This window comes from Streptomyces sp. NPDC059010 (assembly GCF_042740355.1).
In the GTDB taxonomy this organism is placed as follows: domain Bacteria; phylum Actinomycetota; class Actinomycetes; order Streptomycetales; family Streptomycetaceae; genus Streptomyces.
This window is the reverse complement of record NZ_JBHYJA010000013.1, coordinates 1-24,764: the sequence shown is the minus strand read 5'-3', so window position 1 is coordinate 24,764 and position 24,764 is coordinate 1. Positions and strand designations below refer to the sequence as shown.

The window sequence follows — 24,764 nt, the reverse complement described above, 5'->3', positions numbered from 1 at the left end:
GACTCACAGCCTCCGCGGATCCCGCCCCGGGCGGTGGCCGGGAGGCGCCGCTAACGAGCCCGAGCGCGTGTCGCGAGAACCCGCTGGCGCCGGTCGCGGTCGGCCGCGCCGGCCCTCACCGTGCCCGCATCAGTGGCCGAACCCATGGAGGAGGCACGATGGAACACCGGTTGATCAGCGCCATCGAGGCAGCGCTCGGCTGGAGTGGAGCCGAGGAACTCGGCAAGGACTTCGTACGCGGGAGTATGGACGACCCCGCACTCGTCTCCCGCATCATGACCCCGAACCGCCTCCTCGACGTAGCGATGCGCAGGAGCCTGAACCGCCCGCAGTTCCGGTGCTTCCAGAAGAGCGAGGAGGTCCATCCGGCCATCTACTACACCGACAGCGTCAGCCCCCGCGGCCAGAGCATCTCCATGGTCAACATGCGCAGCCTGGGCAGGCTCCTGGGAGAAGGCGCGACGGTGATCATGGACCAGGCCAACGTCTTCGACCCGACCATGGAGGTCGCGTGCCGGGCCCTGCAGTGGTGGTCCCGTGAGCGAGTCCAGGTCAACGCGTACCTGACGACGAACGACGCCTCCGGTTTCCCCCTGCACTGGGACGACCACGATGTCGTCATCGTCCAGCTGACGGGTGAGAAGGAGTGGGAAGTGCGCGCGACCTCCCGCGCGGTCCCGATGTACCGGGACGCCGACCCCAACAGCACTCCGAGCGAGGAGATCATCTGGTCCGGTCTGATGCGGACCGGCGACGTCATGCACATCCCCCGGGGCCACTGGCACCAGGCGACACGAACCGGCAGCGGCTCCGGCAAGAGCCTTCACGTCACGTTCGGCATCACCAAGCGCACAGGGGCAAGCTGGCTCGCGTGGCTGGGCGACTGGTGCCGTGAGCGCGAGATCTTTCGCCACGACCTCGACCGCCGGCGCGGAACCGGCACCGACGCCCTGACCGAGGCCGCCGCCCAGCTGGTCAGCGAGCGCCCACCGGCCGACTTCCTGGCCGCCTACGAGCAGGCGACAACCCTGCCTCGGCACGTGCCGTTCCTCGACATACTCGGGTCGCTCGACGCCGTGGTGTGCACCACCCATTTCCCGCCCCAGATTCAGAAGCACGGAGAGACCGTCGACGTCGTGGCCTCAGGGAAGAAGCTCACTCTCGCGGCCAAGGCACTGCCCGCCCTGCGTCTGCTTCTGAGCGGCAGGCCGGTCGAGCTGGAACAGGCCGCGGCCGAAGTAACGGAGGTCGCTGAGATCCTGGTGGAGGAGGAGCTGTGCGCGGTGCTGACCCCCGAGTTGTTCTCGGGCTACACCGGTCTCGTCACGAACGCCGGCTCCTGACCGGGGCGCTCGACCTCGGCGTGACGGCACTCGACACCAGCACCAACTACCTCGGCTTCCGTTCTCATCAGCTTCTGGCGCAGACGGTCGGCGACCTGTTGCCGAAGTTCATCGTCTCCACGAAGGTGGGCTACTTTCCGGGACCGGGCGGGGCGGAGCACTCCTTGAACCCCGTACGGCTGCACGCAGCCGTGGCACAGGCGGCTGGGGACCTGGGGCAGGAGCCGGATCTGGTGTTCCTGCACAACCCGGAACACTCGCTCCGCGAGGCCGGCCCTCATGGCCAAGAGGTGCTGACGGAAGCATGCGCTGCCCTCGATGAGGCTACGAGCAAGGGCCTGTGCGCCGCCTGGGGCATCGCGTCCTGGGATCCATCATCCTTGGTGGGACTGATTGGCTTGACCGTACCGAGGCCAGCGACCCTCATGGTCCGCGCCGGCCTACTCGTCGGAGTCAGAACGCTGGATGCCGCGGACGCCCTCATCAGGGCGTGGGACCTGGATCCCAGCGAGGTATGGGGCATGAGCCCCTTCGGCGGCAGCACCAGCGACTCGGTGTGGGCCAAGATCGACCCCCGTGTCTTCCTCGGTGACGGCCCTCAACTCTCGTGCGTACAGGCGGCGTTCATAGCCGCCTATCACCTGCCGCGGGTCGGCAATGTGGCTGTGGGCACTGATGAGCCCGCCCATCTGGGCGAACTCGTCGGCGCCCTGGTCGGCGACGTCGAGGAACGAACAGTCCAGGAGTACCGGAGTCTCCTGCGAAACCGTTCACGCGATCAGCGGGTCTGAAGCTCCTTGATGATCTGTTCGGCCATGCGCCGGGCAGGTTCCAACCGAGGATCTTCCGGGTGCGCGTACGGACCGAGGATCTTTGAGCAGGCAAACAGCGTCATCAACTTGCCGTCCCGGCTCTCGAAGTCCGACCGGCGCTCGTGCCATACGCGATCGGCCAGAGCCGGGACAGCAAGGGAACTCGCCCACAGCGAGGACGAGTCCAGCCCCAGCGGCGCGTTACCCCAGTCCTCCCAGTCGAAGAGACTGAACGCCGGAGCGGTCACGTTGGCCCAGTTCAGGTCCGCGTGGGCCGGCACCCACTGCTCGATGGCCGTATCGAGATCGTCGGGGAAAACACCGCGGATGGACTTGGTGACGAGGGCTTGGGTGATGGTCTCGGTGTCCGGCGTGGCGACCCGCCTCGTGCTCTGGGCGGCCAGCGCGTCCAACGACGCGTTCAATGCCCCCCACCAGTCATCTGACAGCTCCGGGGCTTCACTCAGGATGGCGCTGCCGATAGGAGCCCCTGGCAGGAGCTCGGTTTCATCGGCTCGCCACAGCACCGGCCCGTCCGTGGCCCGCCAGACCACACATCCGTGCCATTCGGGCTGGGCGATGCCCTTCAGACGGGCGGCACTTTCAGTCCCGTTCCAGCCTTGGTCGGAGATCTTGTCGAGCGGGCGCCGCTCGATCCGTACCCAGGTGTCGCGGTCTGTTCTGGCCCCCACGGATCGGCGCTTGCGCACCATCGTGTCGGGAAGCAGCCTCACTTGGAGAGACAGCTCGACGCGATCAAGAACCTCGTCAACCGGCTGTACGCGTAGGTCGACAGCCTGACCCGTGGAGACCGAGAGCGCCATGGTCGCGACCGTAGCAGTGGTGCGGTGAGAGGTGCTCGTTGTCGCGCGTACGGGCTGAGCTTGGAGCGGCTGCGCGAGATGGGCGTCCTGGTCGGTTCGTCGGCACCCCACCGCCGGAAGATCCGGGGGGGGTTCGCAGCGCCGGGCACCTTCTTGGCTGGGTTCTAGCAGGAGGCTTAAATATCCCATGCCCTCCCAATAGCCCTCGGCCGAACTCGACGGACCGGCAAGGCAGTTCGAGTTCGATACTCATCCAGTGAGTGATCCGGCCGTCGTTACCCAATCTAGTCACCCTCATATGTCTCGCGTGCTGCCACAATGTCGACCGCAATGCGTTCCCGTTGACGGAGCACGCCTCCGAGACCCCTGCACAAAGCCGCCACCTGGGCATTTGGAGCAAACAACCGGCACCCGTCAAGCGTGACCCCGGCCACACAGGGCGATCCTTGGTTCCTGATATGTTCACGGCGACCAAGCACCCGGAAGGATCCACTTCCGGTTTCTTCTGTGCATTCGCACACGGGGAAACAGAATGTTCGCGAGGAAACTCGCTGTGCTCACGGTGGGTGCCTGCGCTGTCGCGGGACTCGTCAATGTTCCTGTTTCGCGGGCGGCGACGGGGGATCCGGTGGCTTTCACCGGGGAGATCGATTCGGCGATACCGCTGGAAAGGGCACGGTTCACACCGCGTGCCGATCTTCCCGCCACGCAGACTGCCGACCTCGCCGACGGCGAGCAGGTCGACACGCTGAAGCCGTCCACCGCGGGGATCAGCACCAGCGGCAAGACCTTCCAAGAGGAACTGTGAGCAGCGGTTCGAGGAGCGAGGAGGCCGCCGTGTCCGCACCGCGGTCCCTCCGCCCACGTAGCGGGCGCAGGGGAAGAGTCGCACTGATCCTGGGCTCGGCGGCTGTGACGATGGCCCTCGTGGCCGGCTGGCTCTACAGCAATGACTCGCGCGAGGAGCACGTCAACGGTGAGGGCCCTCTCCAGTCCGACACCGCGCAGGGCACCACGTCGGTGTACGCACCGGATGACGCGCCGTGGGCAGTTACGTTCGGCAGTTACCTGCTCTGCTCGACCAGCGGCGAACCCATCACTCTCGACGGCATCCGCTACCACGCGGCGGTCGAGCCGAAGTCGGTCTCCCTCAAGCTGCGGACAGTCACCCCGCAGGTATGGAAGGCAAGTGTCGACGCGGGCTACATCGGCGCGGCGCTGGGCAAGCCCCCGCACTTCCAGAAGCGGAAGGCACCCGGCCAGTACGCGGATGCCCGCAACGGCAGCCGCATCACGCAGAGCTGTGCCGACCAGGACCGGGAAGGGGCCGGTTATACCGAGCTCCTGTTCGTCCTGGACGTCGGTGAGCAAGGCGGGTTCGTCGACGCCGCATGGATTGACTACCAGGTGGACGGGAAGCCGTACACGCTGCGGCTGGACTGGAAGATGGTCGCCTGCGGGTCGAAGGTGCCGCACACGGTTGACGGGACCGTCGTGTGCGACGGAGAGCAGGGTTGAGACCCTCAGCTGTTCAACGGCCTTGGTGTACAAGGCGATGTCGGAGATCCAGAACGGTATTGAGGTAGCGCGGCATCACGATCAAGTCAGAGGCCTGGCCAGTGGTGCCCGTGGCATGGCCCCTGCAAGTGCCCTACTTGCTACGACGCTTGAGGGCACTGACGAGATCTTCGTCCAAGGCGAGCGGAAGACCGGCCCCGGACGAACTCGCCCTGCCCCGGTCTGTCGGCCAGTTCGTTGCCAGCGACGTATGGGCGGTGTTACCGCCGCGATTCGCCGCGGGCCCGGGATCGCCACTCGGATGGTCAGGACTGTCTGAGTTGGGGCGGGCAGGTTGCGGCTGCCGGCTGCCGACGGCGGTGAGCCAGGGAGGGTGGGTGCCTGGCCCGCGGTGGGCGGTTCGGGGCAGGGGCGTCCGTAGCTGATTCGGGGTCATGGCCCGTATGGCGGCTTCGAGAAGCGGCGTGGGAGATATCGGATTAGCCTCCCAAATGAGCGCGAAATGGATCTTTGGTGGTGCGCGCTCTACTCAACTCAAGGAGGAGCAATGCGCAAGCTTCAGAAGGCCGCTGTTGCGGCCACGATGATCGGCAGCCTCACCCTCATAGCCAGCGGCACCGCCACCGCCCAGCCCTCGCACGACCATGGTGGATGCAAGTCTCACGACCTGAACCTGGACATTCTCGGCCAGGTCGGCATCCTCAATGGTCTGCTTGGCAATGCCATCAACGGCGAGGGCAATGCGGGCGGACAGGTCAACCACGTCGGCTCCAGCTGCGGACACTGATCTACAGGGATTGTGCTACGTAGCTCGCTGATATGGATCTCGGCGCCTGGGCATCACGCCCGGGCGCCGAGGACTGTCTGGGGAGGATTACGACAACCAAAGTTGCAGGTGTCGTAGACCAACGGCCGATGGCCGGAGCCGCCGGGTGCCTTCAGACTCGGCAGGGCACGGGATGGCATGACACGGGACGGGACGGTGTTGGACCGGACCGCTGACGCTTGGGTGTGGGGGCATGAGGGGTACGGGGGATCTTTTTGAGAAGGGCCGTTCGTCGGGCGGTGCGGCTTCGGGCGAGCCCGTTGCGGGCGAGGCGGGTGATGGGGGCGCTGTCGTGGTCGCCGAGTCGGCCTGGGTTCTGGTGCTCTTCTGTGTGGGGTGCGGGGCTCTGGTCGGGTGGCTGGTTGTGCTTCTCGCCGGGTGGCTCGTGACGTTGCCCTGGGCGCCGTTGGACGGGCCGGCCGAGCTCGTGAGTTCCGTACCTCAGCCTTGGCGCACCATCGGTGCCGTCGGAGTGGGGGCTGTGCTGGGGCTGCTTCTCGGGTTCTTCGCCGTGCATGAGTCGCTGACGGTCAGGGTGTCCCGCGGTCGCGTGGTTCTCACGGTCAGGGACACTTCGCAGGAGTTCGGATGCGATGAGGTCGCCCTCGCGGTACGGGACGGCAAGCAGCTTGTACTGCTCGGTCCTGACGGCATGGAGATCGCTCGGGAGAACTGTGGTCTGCCCTGGCAGCAGCTTTCCGATGCCTTCGGCGGGCAGGGGTACCGGTGGTCGGACGAGGATCCCCATCGGGAGGAGTTCAGGCGCTGGGTTCCCGGTATGCCCGGCCTGCCCGAGGGGGCGGACGCTCTGCTCCGGGCTCGTGCGGCGGCACGGAAGAAGGACGGGAACAGCGAGGACGTGCGGGAGCTGCGCCGGGAGCTGCTGCGGCTCCGGGTCGTCGTACGGGACGAGGAGAAGCGGCAGTACTGGCGTATGCCGCTGAGCTCGCAGGGCTCGCAGGGTTCCTGACCGGCCGGAAGCTGACCCCCCGCAAGCTGACACAGCAAAAGGTGACCTCCCGACACCTGACGTACCGGCATCTGACGTTCCGGAACCTGACACCTCGACACCCCGACACCCCGACAGCCCAATGGCTCCGTCCGGGGACTCCCCTGCGGAAGACCGCGAATCCCTGTTCACCAGTTCGGCGGAGTCGGCTGGGAGGATGCGCGGACCACTGAGGAAGTAGAAGGGGGATGAGCGTGATCGTGCTCATCTTGGTCGGCGTACTCGTGCTCGTCGTCGGAGGGTGCGTCTGCGTCCTGTGGGCGTCGCGGGGCGGCCCGCGCTGGGTGCGCGGTGTGGCTGCCGTGACCCTGGCGGCCGGCGAGTTGGTGCGGCGATCGGGTCGGTCGGGACGGGGGTCGAGCTCGGGCTCCGACTCGGCCTCGTACTCGGGCGACTGACGTCATGCGGTTGGCCGCAGGGTCGTAAAGCGGAAGCCGTACGGCAGCAAGCAGTAAGGCAGGAAGCCGTACGGCAGGAGACATGGGCCGCGCCGGGGTGTCAGTCCTCGGCGCGGCCCATGGTCAGCCAGGCGGTCGGCCCGCATCTGCGGGGCTGGGCGTGGGCTGCTGGGGAAGGTCAGCCGGTCCGCTTCGGGTGGGGCGGCGGTGATGTCGTCACCGTTCCGCCACCCTTCGTCAGAAGCCACTCGTGGTGCAGCGCCCCCAGCGGGATCCTCTTCTGGAGTAGGGGCGTGCCGAATATGGTCAGTTGGAGCTGGAGGCTGCCGGTCAGGTCCACTCCGCCGTAGAGGGCGTAGGTGCCTTTCGCCGTTCCCCTCGCCGTTCCCTTGGCGTCCACGGAGCCCTCGGCCGACGCGTCCGCATGCGCGCGGACGTAAGGGGCGAGGTCGGCGGTGACGCCCGCCGTGCCGTAGAGGCCCACCGTGGCCTCGGCGCCCAGGGCCGCCTTGACGTCGCCGGCCGCCGTGACGCGGGCTTTCATGGGCTCGCCGGTCATGTCGGACTCGCTGACCGGGGTCCAGCCCTTGGTCCAGGAGAAGGTGCCGCCGACGCGGAAGTCGCCCTTGAGGTTCTGTTCGACGTCGACGGTGACCCGGCCGTCCGCGTTCACCTGGATGTAGCAGGTCAGGTCGAGATTTACGACGACGGGGACGGGGCCCACCTGGATGACCGGGTCGGCGTGGAGCTCGGCGAACGGGATGCGGATCGGCTGTCCGGGGGTCGACCCGGCCGCGCGGCCCTTCAGGGACCACCGGGAGGCCCAGTCGCCGGACAGGCCCAGGAAAGCGCCGTCGGGTGAGGTACCCGCAGCGGTGCCGGGGCCTGAGCCGGGGCCGGAGCCGGAGCCGGAGCCGTCGTACGAGAACTCGACCTCGGGGGCGAGCTGGACGAAGCCCTGCACGGACGCGGCCGCCGACGCCGGGGCGCCCTCGGCCGTGGCGATCGCCGCACCCACGTCGATACGCAGGCTGCCGAGCGGGAGTTTCGCGCCCTCGGGGCCGTAGTGGAGGTCACCCGTCTTGGCCCAGGAGACCTTCACTCCCCGGACGAGCGGCTCGACCTCCATGGCCGACGGGTCCACCGGGACCGTGCCCTCGGCCTTGCTCTTGCCGAGCACGGAGGAGAGCTTGGCCGGTTCGGTCTGGACGGTCGTGTCGCCGTCGTCCGTCGTGCCCGTCACCTGTGTGACCTCGGCCAACACGCCGTCGCGGGCGCCCGGGGCGGGACCGCTGGCGATGATGTCGCCGACGGCGACCGAGGCACGCTTCGAAGAGTCGGCGGACGAGCCGGCAGACGAACCGGCAGACGAACCGACGGAGGGGCCGGTCGAGGCTTCGGCCGAGGGGTCGGTCGAGGGGCCGTCTGAGGGAGCGGTTGAACGGCCCGACGAGGAACTCGCCGACGGGGCTTCGGGCGGATTTGCGGACGAGGGGGCCTTGATGACGGCCCGTCCACTCTTCCGGTCGTACGACGCGACCTTGAGGGAGGACTTCCTCGCCGTGGCTCCCTCACCTCCGCCGGCCACCGCGGTGGGGGTGGCCGTACCGGACGGGGGCGAGACGACGGCGAGTTGTTCCTGGGCCTTGGCGGCGCTCGCGCTCGGGGTCTCGGCCGCCCGTGTGGCCGGTGTTTCGGCGGCGGTGGTCGGTGAGCTGGTGGAACAGCCGGTGGTCAGCAGGGCCGCGATGGTGAGCGCCGGCAGTAAGGCATGGCTCTTGAGCCTGGGTCTGTGCACGCGTTTGTCCTCGGGAGCGGGGTATGGGGGTGCGCTGCAGGAGGTGACGGGTGGGGTGCAGACGTACTGCGCGGCACGGATGGGCGTATCAGGGCATGCCGGTTCGTCGACTTTCACGGCATGTTGACACGGCCGATTCGGCTGTGTGCGCAGACGGTGATTACCCACCAGTAGTCATGCATGAGCATGCCAGCGGCGCCGACGTAGCATCCGCTTTCTTCCTGCGCGATCTTGGTGAGGTGAGTCACACCCGTGGAGGTGGGTCACACCCGCGTCCGTCAGGGGCAGACGTCTCAACTCGCACCGGGTCAGCAGGCCGTGGGCACGACCGTTTCCGGATCGCCGCTCAGTGCGGTCGCCGTGACCCAGCCCGTCTCGCCGTTCGTGCGGAGCAGCTTGACCCAGATGTCGCTGACGGAACCGTGCGCGGAGACCTCTTCCCCGCGCTGGAAGCACAACGCCTGGTATTCGCCCTGCGCGACGATGTGGCTCACCTCCACGCCGGCCGTGCTCGGCTCGGAGCGGACCGGAGCGTTGACCTGGCCGATGACGGTCGTGGTGGCCGTGTCGGTCGGATCGGTCGGAGTGGTCGGCGTGGTCGGGTCGTCCGTGGGTGTCGGGGAGTCCGTGGAAGTGGGGGCCGGCGTGGGGCCGGTGGCGGTGTCGGACGGAGACGGGTCCTGGGCGGGGGTCGCGACGAACACCGTTGCCGCCTGGTCCGCGGCCACCTCGACCTTGTCGCCGGGGCCGGGGCCGGAGGCCGTCTCGTCCGGGCGCGGCAACCGCACCGTCCCCTCCGGGCCGGTCGTGGGAATTTCGACCTTCGTCACGGCGCCCTCCGACGCGTCCGACTCCTCGGAGGCGTACTGCACCCGGAGGCAGGCGGCGGTCAGCTCGGTCACCGTGTCGGTCACGGAATCGCCGACGGACACCTCCGGGAGCACGACGTCCAGGACACCGGAGTCGGGACAAGTGCCCGGCGCCGAGGTGCTGGGCACCGGGGAGTCCTGCGGGGTGTCGGAGACGGTGAGCCGTGTCGTCTCGCCCGGCTCGGCATCGGTGGCGTCGATGCGCAGCGTGCCGCCCTTGGCCGGGGCCAGGGACTGGCCGTCGAGGGCGGGTTCGACACGACGGTCCGTGCGGATGAGATAACCCGCTTCGACCAGTCCCCGTTTGGGACTTACGTATCGGAAAACCGCCGTGAGGTAGCCCTTGGGGTTCATTTCGAACTGATGCCCAACTCCCGCGTCCACGGAGAAGACCCCGATCGGGGTCACGAAAGATCGCCCTACGGAAACGGTGATTTTCCCCGACGAGTCGAGCGTGAATGTCACCGGTGCGAAAACCGGGGTGAAGGAGCCGGACGCGTCGGACTCGTCGCAGCCTGCCACACCCATCGTGGCCAGCAGCGTCATCCCGACTATCGGCACAGCAAGCACCCTGGCCATGACTGAACGCATAACAACGCCCCCGATACCCCCGTGCGCGCATTCCTGCGCGCCTCTACCGGAATTCAGAAGCGTAGCGCCGTGCGCCGGTCGCCACCATCTCAATTCTTAACTCCGGGCGCGGAGTTAAGAATTCAGGGACCGAATGGGATGGCAGGGACAGGCAGGGACAGGGGAGTTCTGAGAGGTCGGAGACACCGTAGAGGTCAATTCCCGCAGCCGCTCCCGGGGTCCTCGGGCGTTGGCTGTGGGGCGGGGGTGGGGGCTGGCACGGGTTCGGGGGCTGGCGCGGGTTCGGGGGCAGGGGCGGGCGCAGGTTCAGGGGCAGGCGCAGGGGCGGGAGCGGGGGCGGGAGCGGGGGCGGGTGCAGGGTCGGGCGCCGGCGTCGCGGGGGGCTCGTTGCCCGGCGTGCTCGACTCCGGGTCCTGCGGCTCCGTTCCCGGATCGTTCGGGTACGGCGGCTCCTCCTCGCCCGGCGCCGGATCCGACGGCTCACCACTTCCCGGCGTCGGCTCCTGCGAGGGCGGCTCAGCCGCCGGAGGCTCGGGCGCCGGAGGCTCGGGCGCCGGAGGCTCGGGCGCCGGCTCGACCTGCGGCGGCACCCCGGGTTCGTCGGCACCCGGTGCTTCGGCGCCGGCCCCCTCACTCCCCGACCCAGCCGCAGAACCCGCCCCCGCTCCGGTCACCACCGCATCCGAACCACCGGCACCCGCACCCGCACCGGCACCACCACTGGCAGCCAAAACCCCCACAGACTCAGCCCCGTCACCCACCCGGCGCTGCTCCTTCTGCTCCCCCGGCTTCCCGGGCTTCCCGGGCTTCCCGGGCTTCCCCGGCGCCTCCGCAGCCGCGACCGGCCCCTCCGACGGCCGTGCCGCAACCGGTGCCTCCGCCAGCGGCAGTCGGGGGGTGGCCGGGGCCGGGGACGGGTCGTTCACACCGAGGGCGATCATCATCGCGAGGGCCGCGCCCGCGACCGTCGCGCCGGCGGCGATCGCTGTCGGCACCTTCGCGCCGGAGCCGCCGGTCACCGCCTGGCGGGCCGTGTGCAGGGCGCCGCCGAGCTGGCCGCTGAGGGCGGTCGCGGCGCCGGTGGACCCGGCCGCGAAGGGCAGCAGGAACTTGCCCGCGCCGCCGACGGCGAAGACCAGCAGGGCGGGGGCGACCAGTGCGGGCAGCCGGTCGTTGGCGCGCATCAGGACCGCGAGCCGGCCGCGGCAGTCGTCGCAGGCGTCCACATGGGCGAGCAGGCGTTCCGACTGGCGGGGCGTGGCGTTGCCGCGGACGTACGCCGGCATGCGCACCCAGTGGACCTCGCAGGCGGGGTCGTCGGGGGCGCCGGTCTGGGAGCGCAGGAAGGCCTGGCGCATGCCCTCGCGGGCCCGGTGCAGCAGTACGGCCGTCGCGCCCTGCTTGGCGCCGATGCGCTGACCGACCGCCTCCAGTGGCTGGCCCTCCGCCTCCGCCAGCCACAGGGCCTGCACCCAGCGCTCGGGCAGCTGGCCCAGGACACGCACCAACAGGTCGACCGAGGAGACCTGTTCGGCCGGGTCCGCCATGTCCTCCATGTGCACGGATATCTCCGTGCGTTCCGCGGTCCGCGGGTCGTGCGGGGTCTCGCGCGCGTCGCCGACGGTCGTCGCCGCCAGGTGCCGCACCGTCGTCATCAGGTACGCCGGTACGTTCTCGATCTCGTGCCCCTCCGACAGCCGGCGCCACACACGGAAGTGCGCCTCGGCGACCAGGTCCTCGGCAACCCACGGGTTGTTGCGGGTCAGCGAGCGGGCGTACGCGACCAGGCGCGGCTGCTGTTCCTCGTAGATACGGGCGTACGAGGCGGTGGCTGACGCGGGAGGTGACGCCTGGGCGGGCACCTTGGGGAAACCGTCGGACATGGCAGGAACGCTCCAGTTGCCTGCTGAGCTGATGAGCAGCGGACGAGTTTGTCAGCGTAGATGACTAAAATCTCAAGTAAATGGTTCGCGTGAGTTAGATCACACGGCGCGGCTTCCGGTTCGGCGTAATCAACGGGCCTGCAGCACGGTCGAGAAAGCGCATACACACCGACGACGACAGACGAAAGAGGACGACCCACCCATGCGCCCTGCCCTCGAACAGCCCGTCCGCGCCCGCCTCGTCACCCCGGACCACCCGGAGCTGTCCGTACGCCCCACGCTGCGCTACGACGCCGCCGACCCGTTCGCCGTGCACATCGGCTTCCCCGCCCATGTCTCGGACGGCGGGTCAGGGGTGACGTGGACGTTCGCCCGCTCGCTCCTGGAGGAGGGGCTCGACGGGGCCGCCGGGCTGGGGGACGTTCGGATAGGACCGCGCGGGCGGTCCCGCACGGTCATCGAGTTCCACACGCCGCACGGCATGGCGGCCGTCAGATTCGGTACGGCGGCTCTGCGGCGGTTCCTCCAGCGCTCGTACGTCGTCGTCGCGCCGGGGAGAGAGGATCTGGGGCCGGAACTGGAGCATGGGCTCATGTCCCTGCTCGATGGCGTCTGAGCGCCTGAGCACCCGAGAGCCACAGCTCCTGAGCGCCACAGCTCCTCGGCGCAGCGGCTCAGTCGGTGGCGATGGGCGTCAGTACGCGTGTGCCCGACTGCCGGTAGATCACCGAACTGCGAAAGCTCACCACCTCGCGGCGGGCGCTGAAGCGGTCCATGAGGAAGGCGTGCAGGTGCTCGATGTCCGGGACGGCCACATGGACGAGGAAGTCGTCGTCGCCGGAGACCACGAAGACCGAGACGACCTCGGGGAGTTGGATCAGGTAGCTCTCGAAGTCTTGGATCACCTCGCGGCTGAGGGGACGCAGCCGGGCGAAGACCAGGGCCTGGAGGGTGCGGCCGAGCAGACGTGGCTGTACGGCCGCGTGGTAGCCGGTGATCACTCCGCGGGCGCGCAGGGCGCGGACCCGTTCCAGGCAGGTGGAGGGTGCGATGCCGACCTTGCGGGCGAGCTCGCGGTTGGTGAGCCGTGCATCGCGCTGGAGATGGGTGAGGATCGCCGAATCAGTGTCGTCCATGGCGGTCATTCTTCCCGCGGCTCCGAATTTCCTTCGGCCGAGCCGCTCAACTCCCGTATCGCGCCCTAGATTTCCTTCGCTTGCCGGACCGAAGGGAGCCCTGCCCCATGACGACCGCCACCGCCACCACTGCCGCTGCCGCTGCCGAGCAGCCCGTAGACCAAGCCGTCCGTCACTACGACCGTTTCCTCGCCGAGCACTACACCTGGATGCTCGGCGGCGATCTCGACGCGCTCGCCGCGGTGCAGCGTGACTCCCTCGCGGCATGGGGGGTGACTCCCGAGTCGGCGGCCGGGCCGGTGGCCGGGGCGCTCGCCGTGGATCTGGGGTGCGGGCCGGGGCATACGAGCCTCGCGCTGGCCGGGCTGGGCTTCGACTCCGTGCTCGCGGTCGATCTGAGCCGCCCTTTGCTGGGCGAACTCGCCGCGCACGCCGCCCACTTGCCAGCGGTGCGGCCGGTCCGGGCGGATGTGCGCTCCGCGTTGCGGGAGCTGGTGCGGCCGGGGTCGGCGGGGGCCGTCGTATGTCTGGGGGACACGCTGACGCATCTGCCGACGCGCGGGGATGTGGCCGCCCTCTTCGCCGACGTCGCCGCCGCGCTCGCGCCCGGAGGGACGGCCGTGTTCGGCTACCGGGACCTCACCGTCCCCCTCACCGGCACCGACCGCTTCCTGCCGGTGCGGGCCACCGAGGACCGGATCATGACCTGCTTCCTGGAGTACCCGGACGACTACAACGACTACACGGTCGTCGTGCACGACCTGATCCACACCCGGGACAACGCCGACACTGGCACCGGAACCGGAACCGGCGCCATCGCCGACGCGGACTGGACACTCACCGCCCACAGTTACCGCAAGCTGCGACTCTCCCACGCCTGGGTGCTGGAGCAACTCCGTACGGCGGGGCTGCGGGTGCGGCACGAGGAGAGCGGGGCCGGAGGAATGCGGACGGTCGTGCTGGAGCGGGGCCGCGCGGGGCGGAGCTGAGCGGACCAGGGCTGACAAAGACCCAGGTCAGGCCCCGGTCAGAGCCTCCCTGACCTGGGCCCGACCTGGGCCCGACCTGGGTTCTCTCAGACGATCAGGACTCCGACCAGTAGACCCCGTCGAGGCCCTCCTGGGCGATCGTCCTGGTCATGACGTTGCCGTCCTGGACGTAACGCCCGTGCACGTCCGTGAGGAAGAAGTCGATCGCGGCGACCGGCTTCGTGGCGTCGCAGGCCAGGTCGCCGCGGATGCAGAAGCGGGCGACCGGGACGCCCGGGAACTCGCGGGGGCCGGGACCGGCCGAGGTGAAGCCGAAGGCGCCCAGGCCCTTGGGGACCTTGGCCCACATGCCGGTGTCGGGCTGCTTCGGGTCGGCGTACAGCTTGCCGTCGACCAGTTCGCGCGGGATGTCGGTGCCGCCGCCCGCGATGAGTTCGAGTACGGCGTCGGCGGCCTGGGCGCCCTGGGAGTAGCCGACGATCGTGATGCGGGCGTCCGGGTTCTCGCGGTGCGTCTTCTCGGTGGCGGCCAGGAGGTTGTCGTAGCCCTGCGCGACGCTGCTGTCGTAGCTCGGCGCGGTGAGGTCCGGCTGGTTCTGCCCGTTGAGCCAGGGGCCGGCGCTGGCCGGGTAGCAGACGGGGACGACCTCGGCGCCCTCCGGCAGGTGCTGGTTGGCGTAGTAGAAGGTCCCGGTGCACTGCGGCGCGGGCTGCGCGATGCCGGTGCCGCCGATCTCGACGTAGATGTGGCGAGGGGCCTCGTCGGCCTGGGCGACCGTGGGTGTGAGCGCGGCGGCGGCCGTCATCGCCGCCGCGAGGGCGACCGTTTTGGCGCGGCGGGCGAGTCGGTTGGTCTTCGGCATGGGTGTTCCCCCTGGGTCCATGTTTCGGTGCACGTGCCGACGTGCTTTCGGTCCACGTGCGGCTGGTGCCGGCTGGTGCTGTGTCGCGAGACGCTAGGGAGGGGCGATGAAATCGTCGTGAAGGGCGGAGCGGCTGCGGCTCCTGGCCAAGTGAGGCCGGGTGGGCTGCCGTTGGGCCAGGTGGTGCTGGGCGAGATGGTGTTGCAGCCGGGCGTGGCGGAACTGGTAGACCGCACCGGCCTGGCGCAGCACGCCGCGCTGGTAGGCGTCGTCCAGGAAGGTGACCAGGGCCCAGGGCAGACGTCCCGTCAGCGGCAGCCAGATGCGGGCGATGACGAGCCACTGGCCCCAGGCGGTCAGGGTGAGGGCGTAGCCGAGGGCGGCGCCGAGACCGCTGATGAGGCCGAGCAGGAGGCCCGCTTGAGAGGTCCAGAGGAGAGGGCCCAGTGGTCCCTGCAGTAGGTCGACGGCCACTCCGCCGCCGAATCCCACCACCGCACCGAAGGTGGGGGCCCATACGAGCAGTTGCATGGTCACGGTGCGGCGGTTGGTGGTCAGCAGGGTGCGTGGATTGACGGCCGATTCGAGATCGAGGGGGCTTTCGAGAACGCCCAGGAGGCAGAAGGTCAGTCCGGTGCCGACGCAGAAGACCAGGCCGTAGACGAGCCCCTCGACCAACCCGATGCGCAGCATGATCGAGCCGTCGGCCGTCCAGGCGTATGCCTTCACCATGCCGACCACGAACCCGTAGGCGAATCCGAACATCCCCCCGCCGAGTGTTCCGATCACCAGCCGGGGGCCGGCCGTCCACGAGGTGTTCTCGGGCCTGCCGCGGATCTGCAGGCGCACGGCGGACGGGGGGACGTGTTTGCCCTTGAATGTGTACGTCAGCCAGTGCACGAGCCCGAACATGAGCCCGGCGAGGGGTCCTACGATGGCCGCGTCCAAGAGGGGGCCGATGAGTTCGCCGCGGATGGTGGCGCTGACGGCGCCGTCGACGAGGCCGATGGCAAGCCCCGTCACCAGCGCGGTGACGAGGGACCGGGTGGAGCGGTGCAGTCCGTTTCCGAAGCGCCACCAGGCGAGGTCGGGGGTCTTCTGCCGGGTCAGATGGTGGGCGAGATAGCCGAGCCAGCGGCGGGCGCGGTCCGGGTCGCAGTCACGCGGGGCGTCCTGGGGGCGGTGGCGGTAGACGGTGGGGATGAAGTTGTCGAGGAGATGATCCTCCAACTCCTGTGGTGTGGCGAAGAGTTCGGGCTTGAGGAGATCGGCTGGGTCGTGGCCGGGGGTGTCGCTGTAGATGGTGCGGGCGAGCGACACCATCAGAGGGGTCGTCAGGACCGTGGCGAGAGGAGACGCCGGCTCGTCCTCCGCCGGCTCCGCCGCTCGCTCCCACAGATCCCTCAGTACGGGGTCCCACGCGCCCTCGTCCGGGTTCGCGGGGTTGGTCTTGCGGGTGGTGCGGGGCAGGTAGGCGTCCAGGTCGTCGAGGGTGAGGTCGGTCAGCTCGATCGCCGCGGCGGCGGTCAGTACGTCGGTCTCGGCGACCGCGGCGGCGTATTCACGGGGCCGGCTGGTGAGCACGAGGGGCAGCGTGGTGGCGTTGAGCGCCTCCAGTGCGGGGCGGCGCAGCCGTTCGGCGATCTCGTCGAAGCCGTCCAGGACCGGCAGCACCCGGCCGGAGTCGACCAGCGCGGCGGCCAGGCTCGCCCTGCCGGGGCTGCGGGCGGCCGTACCGGGGTGGTCGCGCATCAGCTGTTCGGTGAGCCAGTCGCGCAGGGTGATGGTGGTGGGGTTCCAGGCGCCGACGCTGAAGATCACCGGGACGGGTTCGTCGGGGGTGCGGGTCTTCAGATGGTCGAGGACGAAGCGCAGGGTCAGGATCGTCTTCCCGGAACCGGATCTGCCGAGTACGACGAGCCGTCCGGAGGGGATGTCCCGGTAGGTCTCGGCGATGTGCTCCAGTCGCCCGCTCAGATCCAGGGAGTCGTTCGCGGCTCCCGGAGGGAGGCGGCGGATGTTGGCCCAGTGGTCGGTGAGTTCCGGGCCCGCGTTCCGCCAGCGGACGGGGAGCGGGTACGGGTCCTGGATCTGCCGCTGCTCCTCCTCGCGCTGCCAGCGGGCGGCGACCGCCTTCGCGAGTTGGCCGGTGGCGTCGGACGGGGGGTCGGGGGTCGGGGGCTTCGACTTCGGTGTCGGCGTCGGCGTCGGATTCGGCGTCGGATTCGGCGTCGTCGGAGCAGGTTCTTCCGCAGCCGGTTCTTCCGGAGCTTGTCCCTCCAGACCCCGCGCGTCGGTGTCGAGGGTGTCGAGGGTGTCCGGCGAACCGCCGCCACCCGGGGTGCCGGGAACGGCGGCGCGTGCTAACTCCTCGCGGTCCGCGGGATCCAGGGCGAGCGCGTCGGCCAGTCGCTGCACCGTGGCCATGCGCGGGTTGGAGCGCTTGCCGGTCTCCAGGCCGCGGATGGTGCTCACACTGACGCCGGAACGCCGCTCCAGCTCGTCCTGGGTCATGCCCTCCCGGACGCGCAGCCGCCGCAGGACCGCGCCGAACTCACTGGCCACAGGTCACGGCCCCTCCCGTTCAGTTGTGCCCGCAGTTGTCGTCTTTCCGCAGGTGAGGACAGTAGCCCGGGCACCGGTCACATATGACCGGTTCAATGCCCTGTCCACGTTTCCTCCACGTCGGCCAACTTCGATGACATCGAGGTGATCGACCGGGACGACGGCTGCGTCGACCGGTCCGGAGAACGGGGAACCGCCATGCCGACGACGACCGCGACCGCATCCCAGGGATGTCAGGCACGCCCGGGCGCCGCCGCCCTCACCCCGCAGGAACGCGAGGTGCTCTACGCGCTCGGCTGCGGCCTGGAGGACGCCGAGATCGCCGCGGCGCTCGCGCTGCCCGAGCATGTGGTGGCCGGGCAACTGGGACGCATCCTGCTGAAGCTGGGGCTGCGCGACCGGGCCGCCGCCATCGTGCACGCCTTCGACTGCGGTCTGGTCGTACCGGGACAGGGACCGCGCGGACAGGCGGCGCCACCGGGCACGACGACCTGCGCACGGACCGGCCCCTCCCCCACCGCGAGGCTCCGGGTCTGTCTGCTCGGCCCGTTGCGGACGTGGCTCGCCGGGCAGCCGGTGGACGTCGGTCCGGTACGGCAGCAGGCCGTGCTCGCGGCGCTGGCGCTGAGCCCGGAGCGGTCGGTCAGCCGACAGGAACTGCTGGACGGCGTATGGGGGATGGAGTCGCCCGACGGCAACGTCGTACCGGTCTATGTGTACCGCCTCCGCAAGGGCCTGCGGCTCGGGGAGTGCCCGGACTCGGTGATCCGGCGCGACCGGTACGGCTACCGGCTGGTGCCCGGCGTGGTCGAGGTAGACGTGACCTGCATGGAGGACCTCGTCACCGCGGCCGGGGCCGCCGAGCGGGCCGGTGATCTGGCGGAGGCGGTGCGGCTGTGTTCCCGGGCGCTGGAGCTGTTCCGGGGTGAGCCGCTGGGCGGTCTGCCCGGTCCCCTGGCCGAGTTGGAGCGGCTGCGGCTGGTGGAGCGCCGGGTGGCGTTGGCCCAGCGGAAGGCGGAGTGGCAGCTGAGGCTCGGACGGGTCGCCGACGCGATCGCCGGCCTGTCCGCGCTGGCCCTGGACCAGCCGCTGAACGAGCCGGTCGCCGCGCTGCTGATGCACGCGCTGCACCGGGCCGGACGCCGGGCGGAGGCACTGGCCGTGTTCGACCGCACGGCCGCACGACTCGCCGACGAGCTGGAAGTGGCACCGGGTGAACTGTTGCGCCGGGCACGGTGGTCGGTGCTTCGGGGGGACGACGGGGGTCGGGCGCGGGGGCTGAGGCAGGGGCAGGTGCGTGGCCAGGGCCAGGGCCCGGGCCAAGGTCACGGTCAGGGGCCCGGGCGGGGACACGGTCAGGGTCTGGATCACGGCCAGGGTCGGGCGGGTGCGGCGTGAACGAGGGGACCGACCGGGACCGGGCTGGTGACCACGGGGATGGCCGTGCCGGTGACGGCGCTGATGGCCGTAACGGTGACCACGCCGATGCCCGACCTGCCGCCCGAGCCGATGACCGTAGCGGCGACCACCCCGATGCCCCCGCCGATGCCCGAGCCGCCGACCCCTTCGACTTCGACACCCCCACCGCCGCCCGAGCCGACGAGCTGCTGCTGGCGAGGGTCTCCGAGGCCGCGGGCCGGGCACGGCTCGGCAGGCGGCGCGCCACCTATCGGGCGCCGACCGCCGAAGCGAGGGGGTCGCGGGCCGGGATCGCGGGGGTGTGGCGGGCCGGATTCGCGGGGGTCGCCCGTCGCCTGCTCCTGCCGCGGGCGGGCGGTGACAGGGGGCCGAGGGTCGGCGCGCGGCTGGACCTCTACGAGTACGGCCTGACGGCCACCGTCGACCACCGCATCCATGTCGTCCGCTACGACACCACGGTGGTACGCCGACGCCGGGTGCTGTCCCCGCAGGGCCTCACCCGCGCCCATGTGCTCGTCGACGTCGCCGGTGAGCGGATCGTGCTGCGCTGCGGCGACTTCGGCCGGCCGGAGGTGTGGGGGCGCGAGATCCACCGGGCCGTCGCCGAGGCCCAGGTTCCGCGTGCCCTGGACGCGCTGGCCGAAGGGGCGCGGCTCGTCTTCGGTCCCGTGTGGATCACCGGGAAGGAGATCGGCTCACGGGGGACGTCCTTGCGCTGGGCGCAGATCCAGCGGATCGAGTTCCTCAACGGCTCCGTCGCGGTCCGCGCCGCCGACCGGTGGCAGGTGTGGGGAACGGTCGCGTCCGGGATCCCGAACCTCTGCGTCCTCCACACCCTCGCCGAGTGCCTGACGGCTGCCGAACGGGACGAGGACTGACGTACCGCCCCTTCTCCCACGGCGATTTCACGCTTTCACGGCGATTTCACAGGCCGTCCCTACCGTCCGCTTCCGGACGTGCCGGCCACCACACGCAACCCGCCACACGCAATCCACCGCGCACAGCACCCACCGCGCACAGCACCGACCAAGCGCAGAACCGACCCAGCACACAAGGAGATTCCGGCATGGCCGACAGCTACCGATACCGCTGCGGCGAGTGCGGGCACCGCACCGCCTGGGGCAGCGAGTCCCAGGGCGGAGAGTCGATGGAGACGCACTACGCCCGCCGCCACCCCCACATCGCCCCCGGCGGAATGGTCGAGTTCCGCAAGGGCTCCTCCGGAGGCTGCCCCGGCTGCCTGGTCGCCGTGGGCATCGTGGTCCTGCTGCTGATCCTCGCTTCCCGGCGCTGACGAGACGGAGGATCACATGGTTACGCGGAACTACGGGACATCGATGCTGGTCGACAGGGCCAGGGCCGAGCGCGAACGGCGGCGGAGCGGACGGAGCCGGATGTCCGCGCTGATCGCTTCGGCGGTGATGGGCGGGATCGGGCTGCTGCTGGCCCTGACGGTCGGCGGAGACCCGGACGAGCCGCCCACCTGCGACGACCAGACCATGACGCGCGGCGACACATGCGTCATCTCTTCGCGCGGCGGCAGTGGTTCCTACTCGTACGAGGAGATGACCGACCGCCGCGAGTCGAGTGACGCCGTGTGGCGAGGGATCGGGTTCGGCCTCGCCGGGCTCTGCCCGGTGCTGATGGTCATCGCGGTGGTACGGCTGGATCCGTCCACGCCCTGGGGTGCCCCGGTCGCCGGGCCGTGTCCGCGGTGCGGCAAGCCGAACCGCCGGGAGAAGAGGACCACGTACAGCGAGTCCCAGGGCCGGACGACCTCGTCGTACACGGGCATCGTCACCCTGTGCACCTGCGGCTTCAGCGCCGTCAGACGGCCCTGACGCCGACCTGATGCAGTACCGGCGCGACCTCGGCGGCCCTGGCCGGGTGCCGGCGTCACCACGGAAATCGATTGTCCCGTGAAGCCGACTCGCCCTACAGTGAGCCGACTTCGAAGAGACGTTCCCCCGGAAACACGCCGCAGAACGGGAGCGTCCCACCTCACGGCTCGATCGAGACCCGCCGAGGTGCAGGAGGGGCGGCAGCTGTCCTTGTCGACCCCTCATTCCGGAGGCTCCTTCATGAACGTCGGTACGAACGTAGGCATCGGCCTGCCCATCGGCGACCCCACCACCCTGGTCACCTGGGCCCGGCGCGCCGACGCCGGGCCCTTCAGCACGCTCGGGCTGCTCGACCGGCTCGTCTACGACAACCCCGAGCCGCTGGTGGCCCTGTCCTTCCTCGCGGGCGCCACCACCCGCATCCGCGTCCAGACCGAGGTGCTGCTCGCCCCGCTGCGCGACACCGCCCTGCTGGCCAAGCAGGCCGCCACCCTGGACCGGATGACCGACGGCCGCCTGGTCCTCGGTCTGGGCATCGGCGGCCGGGAGGACGACCACCGCGCCACCGGCACCGACCTGCGCACCCGGGGCCGGCGCCTGGACCAGCAGATGGCGACGATGTGCCGCCTGTGGCACGGCGAGCCCTACGGCGACGGCGTCGGCCCGATCGGCCCGGTGCCCGCCCGCCTCGGCGGCCCGGAGCTGCTCTTCGGCGGCTTCAAGCCGGCCGCCCTCGAACGCGTCGCCCGCTGGGGCCACGGCTACCTCGCGGCCGCGGCACCCTCCTGGGCGGGCGGCCTGTTCGACACGGTCCGCGGCTTCTGGAAGCACCACGGCCGCGACGGCGACCCCCGCCTCGTAGCCCAAGTGAATGTCGCGCTCGGCCCCCAGCACGTCCTCGACGACGCCCGCGCCCGCATGCACGCGTACTACGCCTTCACCGGCACACCCGACCGCATGACGGCCGGCCTGCTCACCACCCCCACCGAGATCCGCACCGCCGTCACCGCCTTCGCCGACCTGGGCGCCGACGAGGTCATGCTCTACTGCTACGGCCTCGACCCGGACCAGGTACACCGCCTGGCCGACATCGTGTGACGCCCACCGCCCGGAGGTCACGTGTTACTGCTGCTCCTGCTCCTCGTGGTGATCGCGTCCGCAACCGCCGTCGCTCTCTGCGGCTACGGCGCCGGAACCCTGTCCGACCGGGGCAGCCGGCGAGGCAGCGCTCCCGTCGTACTGCGCGGCCTCGCCGCCCTCGCGGGCGCCGGCGCCTGTGCCCTGTACGCATGGGGACTGCTCACCCTCTGCGGCGCGGTCATGACGGCGCAGGACGGCGGCGCCGACTCGACCCCGCCCCGCCCCTGCCGTACGCCGGGCCATTCGGTCACGTTCATCCCCCTCGGCTTCGTCTGCGAGACGACCGACGGCGACCGCTACGACAGCGGTGACGTGCCCGGATACCTCAACCCGGCCGTCGTGGCCCTCGCGCTCACCGGCGCCGTATGCGCCATCGGCTCGGGCTACGTCTCGGAGCTGCGTGCCCGCGCCGAGCTGCGGAAGGACGGGGCCGGTTAGCCTCGGTGGCACAAGGCCCGGCAGAAGTGAATCGGCGATATTGGGACTGGTTGGAGGCACACATGGCGAGGATCCCCAGCGCGGCGGTCGCGGCGGGCGGGCTCGTCGGCGGGTACGGAGTGGCCCGCTGGACGAAGAAGCGGCAGCTCGGCGGGGCCGTACTGGCCGTCGCGGGCGCCGCGGCCGCCCAGCAGTGGCGGCAGCGGGCGGGCGGGAAGGCCGCGGGCGCACTGACCGCCGCCTATGTCGCCGCCTTCGCCGGTTCGCATCCGCTGGCCAAGAAGGTGGGCGCCTGGCCCGCCGTGTTCGGGGTGGCCGGGGCGGTCGCCCTGGCGTCCTGGGCGGTGGCGGACCGGCGGGGCTGACTACCGCTGGTGGGTGAGCACATTCACCACCCGCCCGTTCGGATCCCGTACGAAGAACCGCCGTACGCCCCACTCCTCGTCCCGGATCTCCCGTACGACCTCCGCCCCCGACGCCACCACCTGCGCGTACACGGCGTCGACGTCCTCGACCTCCACGCTGAGGTCGGGGACGACGGGTGCGGTGCGTTCCTCGGTGAAGAAGCTGATCTGGGCGGTGGGGTTGGAAGGGGACGCCATGGTCACCACCCAGCCCATGTCCATCACCTCCTCGAACCCGAGAAGGCCGTAGAAGTCCCGGCTGGTGGCCATCCCCGCCACGGACTCGACCTGGTCGTTGTGCACGATCCTGCGGATGGTCATGGGACACGGCTCCTCATCGGCGTCGGGGTTCTGTGATCGGCGTGCGGAGTTTCTGTTATCCCCCGCAGTCTCCCCCCGTCTCCTCACCGTCCCCAGCCGCAGGCACGCGAGGAATTGACGACGTGACACGACAGATCAGCCGCCGGAGCATGATCAAGGCCGCGGGCGCGGCAGCCGGAGCCGTCGGTATCGGTACGGCCGTACTGCCCACCCCTGCCGTCGCGGCCGGCACCTACGCCCACCCCGGCCTCCTGCACACCAGCGCCGACCTAGGCCGTATGGCCGCGAAGGTGAAGGCGGGCGCCGCGCCCTACACGGCCGGCTTCGCCAAGCTGACCGCCAACCGGCACGCGCAGAGCGGCTGGACGGCCAACCCGCAGGCGACCGTGTACCGGGGAGCCGGCTCGCCGCAGAACTACGCGACCCTCTACAACGACGTGCACGCCGCCTACCAGAACGCCCTGCGCGGACACATCAGCAAAGACGACGCGCATCTCGAAACCGCCGTGGCGATCCTCAACGCCTGGTCGGCCAAGCTGACCAGCCTGCAGGGCAGCGCCGACCGCTTCCTGGCCGCGGGCCTGTACGGCTACCAGATCGCCAACGCCGCCGAGCTGGTCCGCGACCACCCCGACTTCGAGCTCGACCGCTTCCGGGAGATGCTGACCAAGGTCTTCGCGGCGCCCAGTGACAACTTCCTGGCCGAGCACAACGGCGCGGTCGTCAGCAACTACTGGACCAACTGGGACCTCGCGAACATGTGCTGCGTCCTGGCGACCGGCATCTTCTGCGACGACAAGGCCCAGGTCGCCCGTGCCGTCGAGTACTTCAAGCACGGCGAGGGCCTCGGCTCCATCAGGAACGCCATCCCCGTGGTGCACGACGACGGCCTCGCCGAGTGGCTGGAGGCGGGCCGCGACCAGGGCCACGCCCTGCTCGGCGTAGGCCTGATGGGCACCTTCTGCGAGATGGCCTGGAACCAGGGCATCGACCTGTACGGCTACGACGACAACCGCTTCTTCAAGGGCGCCCAGTACGTCGCCAAGTGGGCCACGGGCGGGGACGTACCGTTCACCGACAACACTCGCAAGAAGGGCGCGATCAACGGCTGGTCGGGCTCGGAGACGGTGACCGAGGCCGCACCCGTAGACCCGGCGATGACCCGCCCGATCTGGGCGATGATCGCCAACCACTACACCAAGCGCCGGGGCCTGTCGACGACGTACCTCACCCAGATCGCCGCGAAGTCCGCCCCGGAGGGAGGCGGCGGCGACTACGGCCCCAACAGCGGCGGCTACGACCAACTCGGCTTCGGCACCCTGACGTTCACCCGCGACAGGACCACAGCCAGCACACCCAAGCCGACGGCATCCGACCCCGCGTCCGGCACGGGTTCGGCCCCCCGCCCACAGACCGGCACCGCGGCATCCCCCTCCCCCTCCCCCTCCCCCTCCGCCTCCACCAACGACCTCGCGGCCACCGGCTCCAACGAGATCATCGGCTGGGCGGCAGCCACCGGCATCACGGCCCTGGCAGGCGGCATGCTCCTCCTCCGCCGCCGCGACAAGGCCCGCAGCGAGCCCCAGTAGGCCCACCCGCACCACCCTGATCCCCGGTCCCGGCCCTCCGCCACGAGGAGCGCCGGGCCCGGCCACCCCGCAGGGAGCACCCCCGCGGCGCCGCAGCCGCCCACGGCGGCAAGGGGACGTGCCGGGGGGTGTCCGCCCGCAGTGGTCGGCGTCAACACGCGGTACCTCTTGGCCTAAGGCCTGTCTCTT

General features: G+C 70.3%; 25 protein-coding genes and 1 pseudogene. 18 read left to right on the top strand and 8 right to left on the bottom strand.

The features are described from left to right. Nucleotides 1-158: 158 nt before the first annotated feature. The gene (locus ACFWYS_RS15655) at nucleotides 159-1,343 is read left to right on the top strand and encodes a JmjC domain-containing protein (protein ID WP_384768016.1); all 1,185 of its coding nucleotides are present in this window, start codon (nucleotides 159-161) and stop codon (nucleotides 1,341-1,343) included. Then, nucleotides 1,277-2,134 (top strand): aldo/keto reductase, encoded by an 858-nt coding sequence (locus ACFWYS_RS15650; RefSeq protein ID WP_384768013.1) that lies wholly within the window; start codon nucleotides 1,277-1,279, stop codon nucleotides 2,132-2,134. The genes ACFWYS_RS15655 and ACFWYS_RS15650 overlap by 67 nt, the downstream gene beginning before the upstream one ends. On the opposite strand, the gene ACFWYS_RS15645 is transcribed toward ACFWYS_RS15650, so the two are convergent. Then, nucleotides 2,122-2,979, bottom strand: coding sequence for a hypothetical protein (locus ACFWYS_RS15645; RefSeq protein ID WP_384768010.1), 858 nt, complete (start codon nucleotides 2,977-2,979; stop codon nucleotides 2,122-2,124). The two genes, ACFWYS_RS15650 and ACFWYS_RS15645, sit on opposite strands and share 13 nt — an antisense overlap. A 45-nt stretch (nucleotides 2,980-3,024) precedes the next feature. Between ACFWYS_RS15645 and ACFWYS_RS15640 the strand changes: the two are divergent. The 6 genes and pseudogenes from ACFWYS_RS15640 to ACFWYS_RS15615 form a co-directional block, all read left to right on the top strand. Further along, a pseudogene (locus tag ACFWYS_RS15640) lies at nucleotides 3,025-3,111 on the top strand (flavoprotein); the annotation flags it as partial. A 421-nt stretch (nucleotides 3,112-3,532) separates the two neighbouring features. Then, nucleotides 3,533-3,787, top strand: a complete 255-nt coding sequence (locus ACFWYS_RS15635; protein ID WP_384768007.1) for a hypothetical protein — start codon at nucleotides 3,533-3,535, stop codon at nucleotides 3,785-3,787. A gap of 110 nt (nucleotides 3,788-3,897) precedes the next feature. Beyond that, entirely contained in the window at nucleotides 3,898-4,497 is a 600-nt protein-coding gene (locus tag ACFWYS_RS15630; RefSeq protein ID WP_384768526.1) for a hypothetical protein, read from the top strand. A gap of 547 nt (nucleotides 4,498-5,044) precedes the next feature. Then, nucleotides 5,045-5,284, top strand: coding sequence for a hypothetical protein (locus ACFWYS_RS15625; RefSeq protein WP_384768004.1), 240 nt, complete (start codon nucleotides 5,045-5,047; stop codon nucleotides 5,282-5,284). Nucleotides 5,285-5,795: 511 nt separating this feature from the next. Then, the gene (locus ACFWYS_RS15620; protein ID WP_384768001.1) at nucleotides 5,796-6,293 is read left to right on the top strand and encodes a hypothetical protein; all 498 of its coding nucleotides are present in this window, start codon (nucleotides 5,796-5,798) and stop codon (nucleotides 6,291-6,293) included. Between the two features lie 227 nt (nucleotides 6,294-6,520). Then, on the top strand, nucleotides 6,521-6,730 hold the full coding sequence (locus ACFWYS_RS15615; RefSeq protein ID WP_384767999.1) for a hypothetical protein: 210 nt from the start codon (nucleotides 6,521-6,523) through the stop codon (nucleotides 6,728-6,730). Between the two features lie 178 nt (nucleotides 6,731-6,908). Here the strand turns inward: ACFWYS_RS15615 and ACFWYS_RS15610 are convergent, their stop codons facing one another. From ACFWYS_RS15610 to ACFWYS_RS15600, 3 genes are all read right to left on the bottom strand, one after another. Then, nucleotides 6,909-8,528 (bottom strand): hypothetical protein, encoded by a 1,620-nt coding sequence (locus ACFWYS_RS15610; protein WP_384767997.1) that lies wholly within the window; start codon nucleotides 8,526-8,528, stop codon nucleotides 6,909-6,911. 308 nt (nucleotides 8,529-8,836) lie between these two features. Continuing rightward, nucleotides 8,837-9,805, bottom strand: a complete 969-nt coding sequence (locus ACFWYS_RS15605) for an SH3 domain-containing protein (RefSeq protein WP_384767994.1) — start codon at nucleotides 9,803-9,805, stop codon at nucleotides 8,837-8,839. A 377-nt stretch (nucleotides 9,806-10,182) separates the two neighbouring features. Next, nucleotides 10,183-11,871 carry a sigma-70 family RNA polymerase sigma factor gene (locus ACFWYS_RS15600; RefSeq protein WP_384767991.1) on the bottom strand — a complete coding sequence of 563 codons (1,689 nt, stop codon included), beginning with the start codon at nucleotides 11,869-11,871 and terminating at the stop codon, nucleotides 10,183-10,185. A 202-nt stretch (nucleotides 11,872-12,073) separates the two neighbouring features. On the opposite strand from ACFWYS_RS15600, the gene ACFWYS_RS15595 reads away from it, so the two are divergent. Beyond that, entirely contained in the window at nucleotides 12,074-12,487 is a 414-nt protein-coding gene (locus ACFWYS_RS15595; protein WP_384767989.1) for an SsgA family sporulation/cell division regulator, read from the top strand. A 58-nt stretch (nucleotides 12,488-12,545) separates the two neighbouring features. Here ACFWYS_RS15595 and ACFWYS_RS15590 read toward each other — a convergent pair whose 3' ends face one another. After that, on the bottom strand, nucleotides 12,546-13,007 hold the full coding sequence (locus ACFWYS_RS15590) for an Lrp/AsnC family transcriptional regulator (RefSeq protein WP_384767986.1): 462 nt from the start codon (nucleotides 13,005-13,007) through the stop codon (nucleotides 12,546-12,548). 107 nt (nucleotides 13,008-13,114) lie between these two features. Between ACFWYS_RS15590 and ACFWYS_RS15585 the strand changes: the two genes are divergently transcribed. Then, nucleotides 13,115-13,996, top strand: a complete 882-nt coding sequence (locus tag ACFWYS_RS15585) for a methyltransferase domain-containing protein (RefSeq protein ID WP_384767983.1) — start codon at nucleotides 13,115-13,117, stop codon at nucleotides 13,994-13,996. Nucleotides 13,997-14,090: 94 nt separating this feature from the next. Here ACFWYS_RS15585 and ACFWYS_RS15580 read toward each other — a convergent pair whose 3' ends face one another. Next, entirely contained in the window at nucleotides 14,091-14,858 is a 768-nt protein-coding gene (locus tag ACFWYS_RS15580) for a cutinase family protein (RefSeq protein WP_384767980.1), read from the bottom strand. Nucleotides 14,859-14,951: 93 nt separating this feature from the next. After that, on the bottom strand, nucleotides 14,952-17,423 hold the full coding sequence (locus ACFWYS_RS15575; protein ID WP_384767976.1) for a helix-turn-helix domain-containing protein: 2,472 nt from the start codon (nucleotides 17,421-17,423) through the stop codon (nucleotides 14,952-14,954). Nucleotides 17,424-17,621: 198 nt separating this feature from the next. On the opposite strand from ACFWYS_RS15575, the gene ACFWYS_RS15570 reads away from it, so the two are divergent. The 7 genes from ACFWYS_RS15570 to ACFWYS_RS15540 all read left to right on the top strand — a co-directional run bounded on the left by ACFWYS_RS15570 (nucleotide 17,622) and on the right by ACFWYS_RS15540 (nucleotide 22,626). Beyond that, nucleotides 17,622-18,821: a BTAD domain-containing putative transcriptional regulator gene (locus tag ACFWYS_RS15570; protein WP_384767973.1), complete on the top strand. Its 1,200-nt coding sequence runs from the start codon at nucleotides 17,622-17,624 to the stop codon at nucleotides 18,819-18,821. Further along, nucleotides 18,818-19,720: a DUF6585 family protein gene (locus tag ACFWYS_RS15565; protein ID WP_384767970.1), complete on the top strand. Its 903-nt coding sequence runs from the start codon at nucleotides 18,818-18,820 to the stop codon at nucleotides 19,718-19,720. The genes ACFWYS_RS15570 and ACFWYS_RS15565 overlap by 4 nt, the downstream gene beginning before the upstream one ends. A gap of 188 nt (nucleotides 19,721-19,908) precedes the next feature. After that, on the top strand, nucleotides 19,909-20,136 hold the full coding sequence (locus tag ACFWYS_RS15560; protein ID WP_384767967.1) for a hypothetical protein: 228 nt from the start codon (nucleotides 19,909-19,911) through the stop codon (nucleotides 20,134-20,136). A 16-nt stretch (nucleotides 20,137-20,152) separates the two neighbouring features. Further along, nucleotides 20,153-20,683 (top strand): hypothetical protein, encoded by a 531-nt coding sequence (locus ACFWYS_RS15555; RefSeq protein ID WP_384767965.1) that lies wholly within the window; start codon nucleotides 20,153-20,155, stop codon nucleotides 20,681-20,683. Nucleotides 20,684-20,923: 240 nt separating this feature from the next. Then, complete coding sequence (locus ACFWYS_RS15550) at nucleotides 20,924-21,781, top strand: LLM class flavin-dependent oxidoreductase (protein ID WP_384767962.1); 858 nt, start codon at nucleotides 20,924-20,926, stop codon at nucleotides 21,779-21,781. A 21-nt stretch (nucleotides 21,782-21,802) separates the two neighbouring features. Beyond that, complete coding sequence (locus tag ACFWYS_RS15545; RefSeq protein WP_384767960.1) at nucleotides 21,803-22,261, top strand: hypothetical protein; 459 nt, start codon at nucleotides 21,803-21,805, stop codon at nucleotides 22,259-22,261. 62 nt (nucleotides 22,262-22,323) lie between these two features. Continuing rightward, on the top strand, nucleotides 22,324-22,626 hold the full coding sequence (locus ACFWYS_RS15540) for a hypothetical protein (RefSeq protein ID WP_272117433.1): 303 nt from the start codon (nucleotides 22,324-22,326) through the stop codon (nucleotides 22,624-22,626). Here ACFWYS_RS15540 and ACFWYS_RS15535 read toward each other — a convergent pair whose 3' ends face one another. Continuing rightward, complete coding sequence (locus ACFWYS_RS15535) at nucleotides 22,627-22,986, bottom strand: VOC family protein (protein WP_384767956.1); 360 nt, start codon at nucleotides 22,984-22,986, stop codon at nucleotides 22,627-22,629. It lies immediately after the preceding gene. Between the two features lie 149 nt (nucleotides 22,987-23,135). Between ACFWYS_RS15535 and ACFWYS_RS15530 the strand changes: the two genes are divergently transcribed. Further along, nucleotides 23,136-24,575 carry an alginate lyase family protein gene (locus tag ACFWYS_RS15530; protein WP_384768523.1) on the top strand — a complete coding sequence of 480 codons (1,440 nt, stop codon included), beginning with the start codon at nucleotides 23,136-23,138 and terminating at the stop codon, nucleotides 24,573-24,575. The last annotated feature ends 189 nt before the right edge of the window (nucleotides 24,576-24,764 follow it).

What these genes read in the sequence shown, in the direction of transcription:
- ACFWYS_RS15570 (WP_384767973.1), top strand. Translation starts at nt 17,622, where the DNA reads ATGCCGACGACGACCGCGACCGCATCCCAGGGATGTCAGGCACGCCCG.
- ACFWYS_RS15590 (WP_384767986.1), bottom strand. Translation starts at nt 13,007, where the DNA reads ATGGACGACACTGATTCGGCGATCCTCACCCATCTCCAGCGCGATGCA.
- ACFWYS_RS15535 (WP_384767956.1), bottom strand. Translation starts at nt 22,986, where the DNA reads ATGACCATCCGCAGGATCGTGCACAACGACCAGGTCGAGTCCGTGGCG.
- ACFWYS_RS15655 (WP_384768016.1), top strand. Translation starts at nt 159, where the DNA reads ATGGAACACCGGTTGATCAGCGCCATCGAGGCAGCGCTCGGCTGGAGT.
- ACFWYS_RS15580 (WP_384767980.1), bottom strand. Translation starts at nt 14,858, where the DNA reads ATGCCGAAGACCAACCGACTCGCCCGCCGCGCCAAAACGGTCGCCCTC.
- ACFWYS_RS15595 (WP_384767989.1), top strand. Translation starts at nt 12,074, where the DNA reads ATGCGCCCTGCCCTCGAACAGCCCGTCCGCGCCCGCCTCGTCACCCCG.
- ACFWYS_RS15585 (WP_384767983.1), top strand. Translation starts at nt 13,115, where the DNA reads ATGACGACCGCCACCGCCACCACTGCCGCTGCCGCTGCCGAGCAGCCC.
- ACFWYS_RS15530 (WP_384768523.1), top strand. Translation starts at nt 23,136, where the DNA reads ATGATCAAGGCCGCGGGCGCGGCAGCCGGAGCCGTCGGTATCGGTACG.
- ACFWYS_RS15645 (WP_384768010.1), bottom strand. Translation starts at nt 2,979, where the DNA reads ATGGCGCTCTCGGTCTCCACGGGTCAGGCTGTCGACCTACGCGTACAG.
- ACFWYS_RS15630 (WP_384768526.1), top strand. Translation starts at nt 3,898, where the DNA reads ATGGCCCTCGTGGCCGGCTGGCTCTACAGCAATGACTCGCGCGAGGAG.
- ACFWYS_RS15625 (WP_384768004.1), top strand. Translation starts at nt 5,045, where the DNA reads ATGCGCAAGCTTCAGAAGGCCGCTGTTGCGGCCACGATGATCGGCAGC.
- ACFWYS_RS15550 (WP_384767962.1), top strand. Translation starts at nt 20,924, where the DNA reads ATGAACGTCGGTACGAACGTAGGCATCGGCCTGCCCATCGGCGACCCC.
- ACFWYS_RS15555 (WP_384767965.1), top strand. Translation starts at nt 20,153, where the DNA reads ATGGTTACGCGGAACTACGGGACATCGATGCTGGTCGACAGGGCCAGG.
- ACFWYS_RS15540 (WP_272117433.1), top strand. Translation starts at nt 22,324, where the DNA reads ATGGCGAGGATCCCCAGCGCGGCGGTCGCGGCGGGCGGGCTCGTCGGC.
- ACFWYS_RS15600 (WP_384767991.1), bottom strand. Translation starts at nt 11,871, where the DNA reads ATGTCCGACGGTTTCCCCAAGGTGCCCGCCCAGGCGTCACCTCCCGCG.
- ACFWYS_RS15560 (WP_384767967.1), top strand. Translation starts at nt 19,909, where the DNA reads ATGGCCGACAGCTACCGATACCGCTGCGGCGAGTGCGGGCACCGCACC.
- ACFWYS_RS15615 (WP_384767999.1), top strand. Translation starts at nt 6,521, where the DNA reads ATGAGCGTGATCGTGCTCATCTTGGTCGGCGTACTCGTGCTCGTCGTC.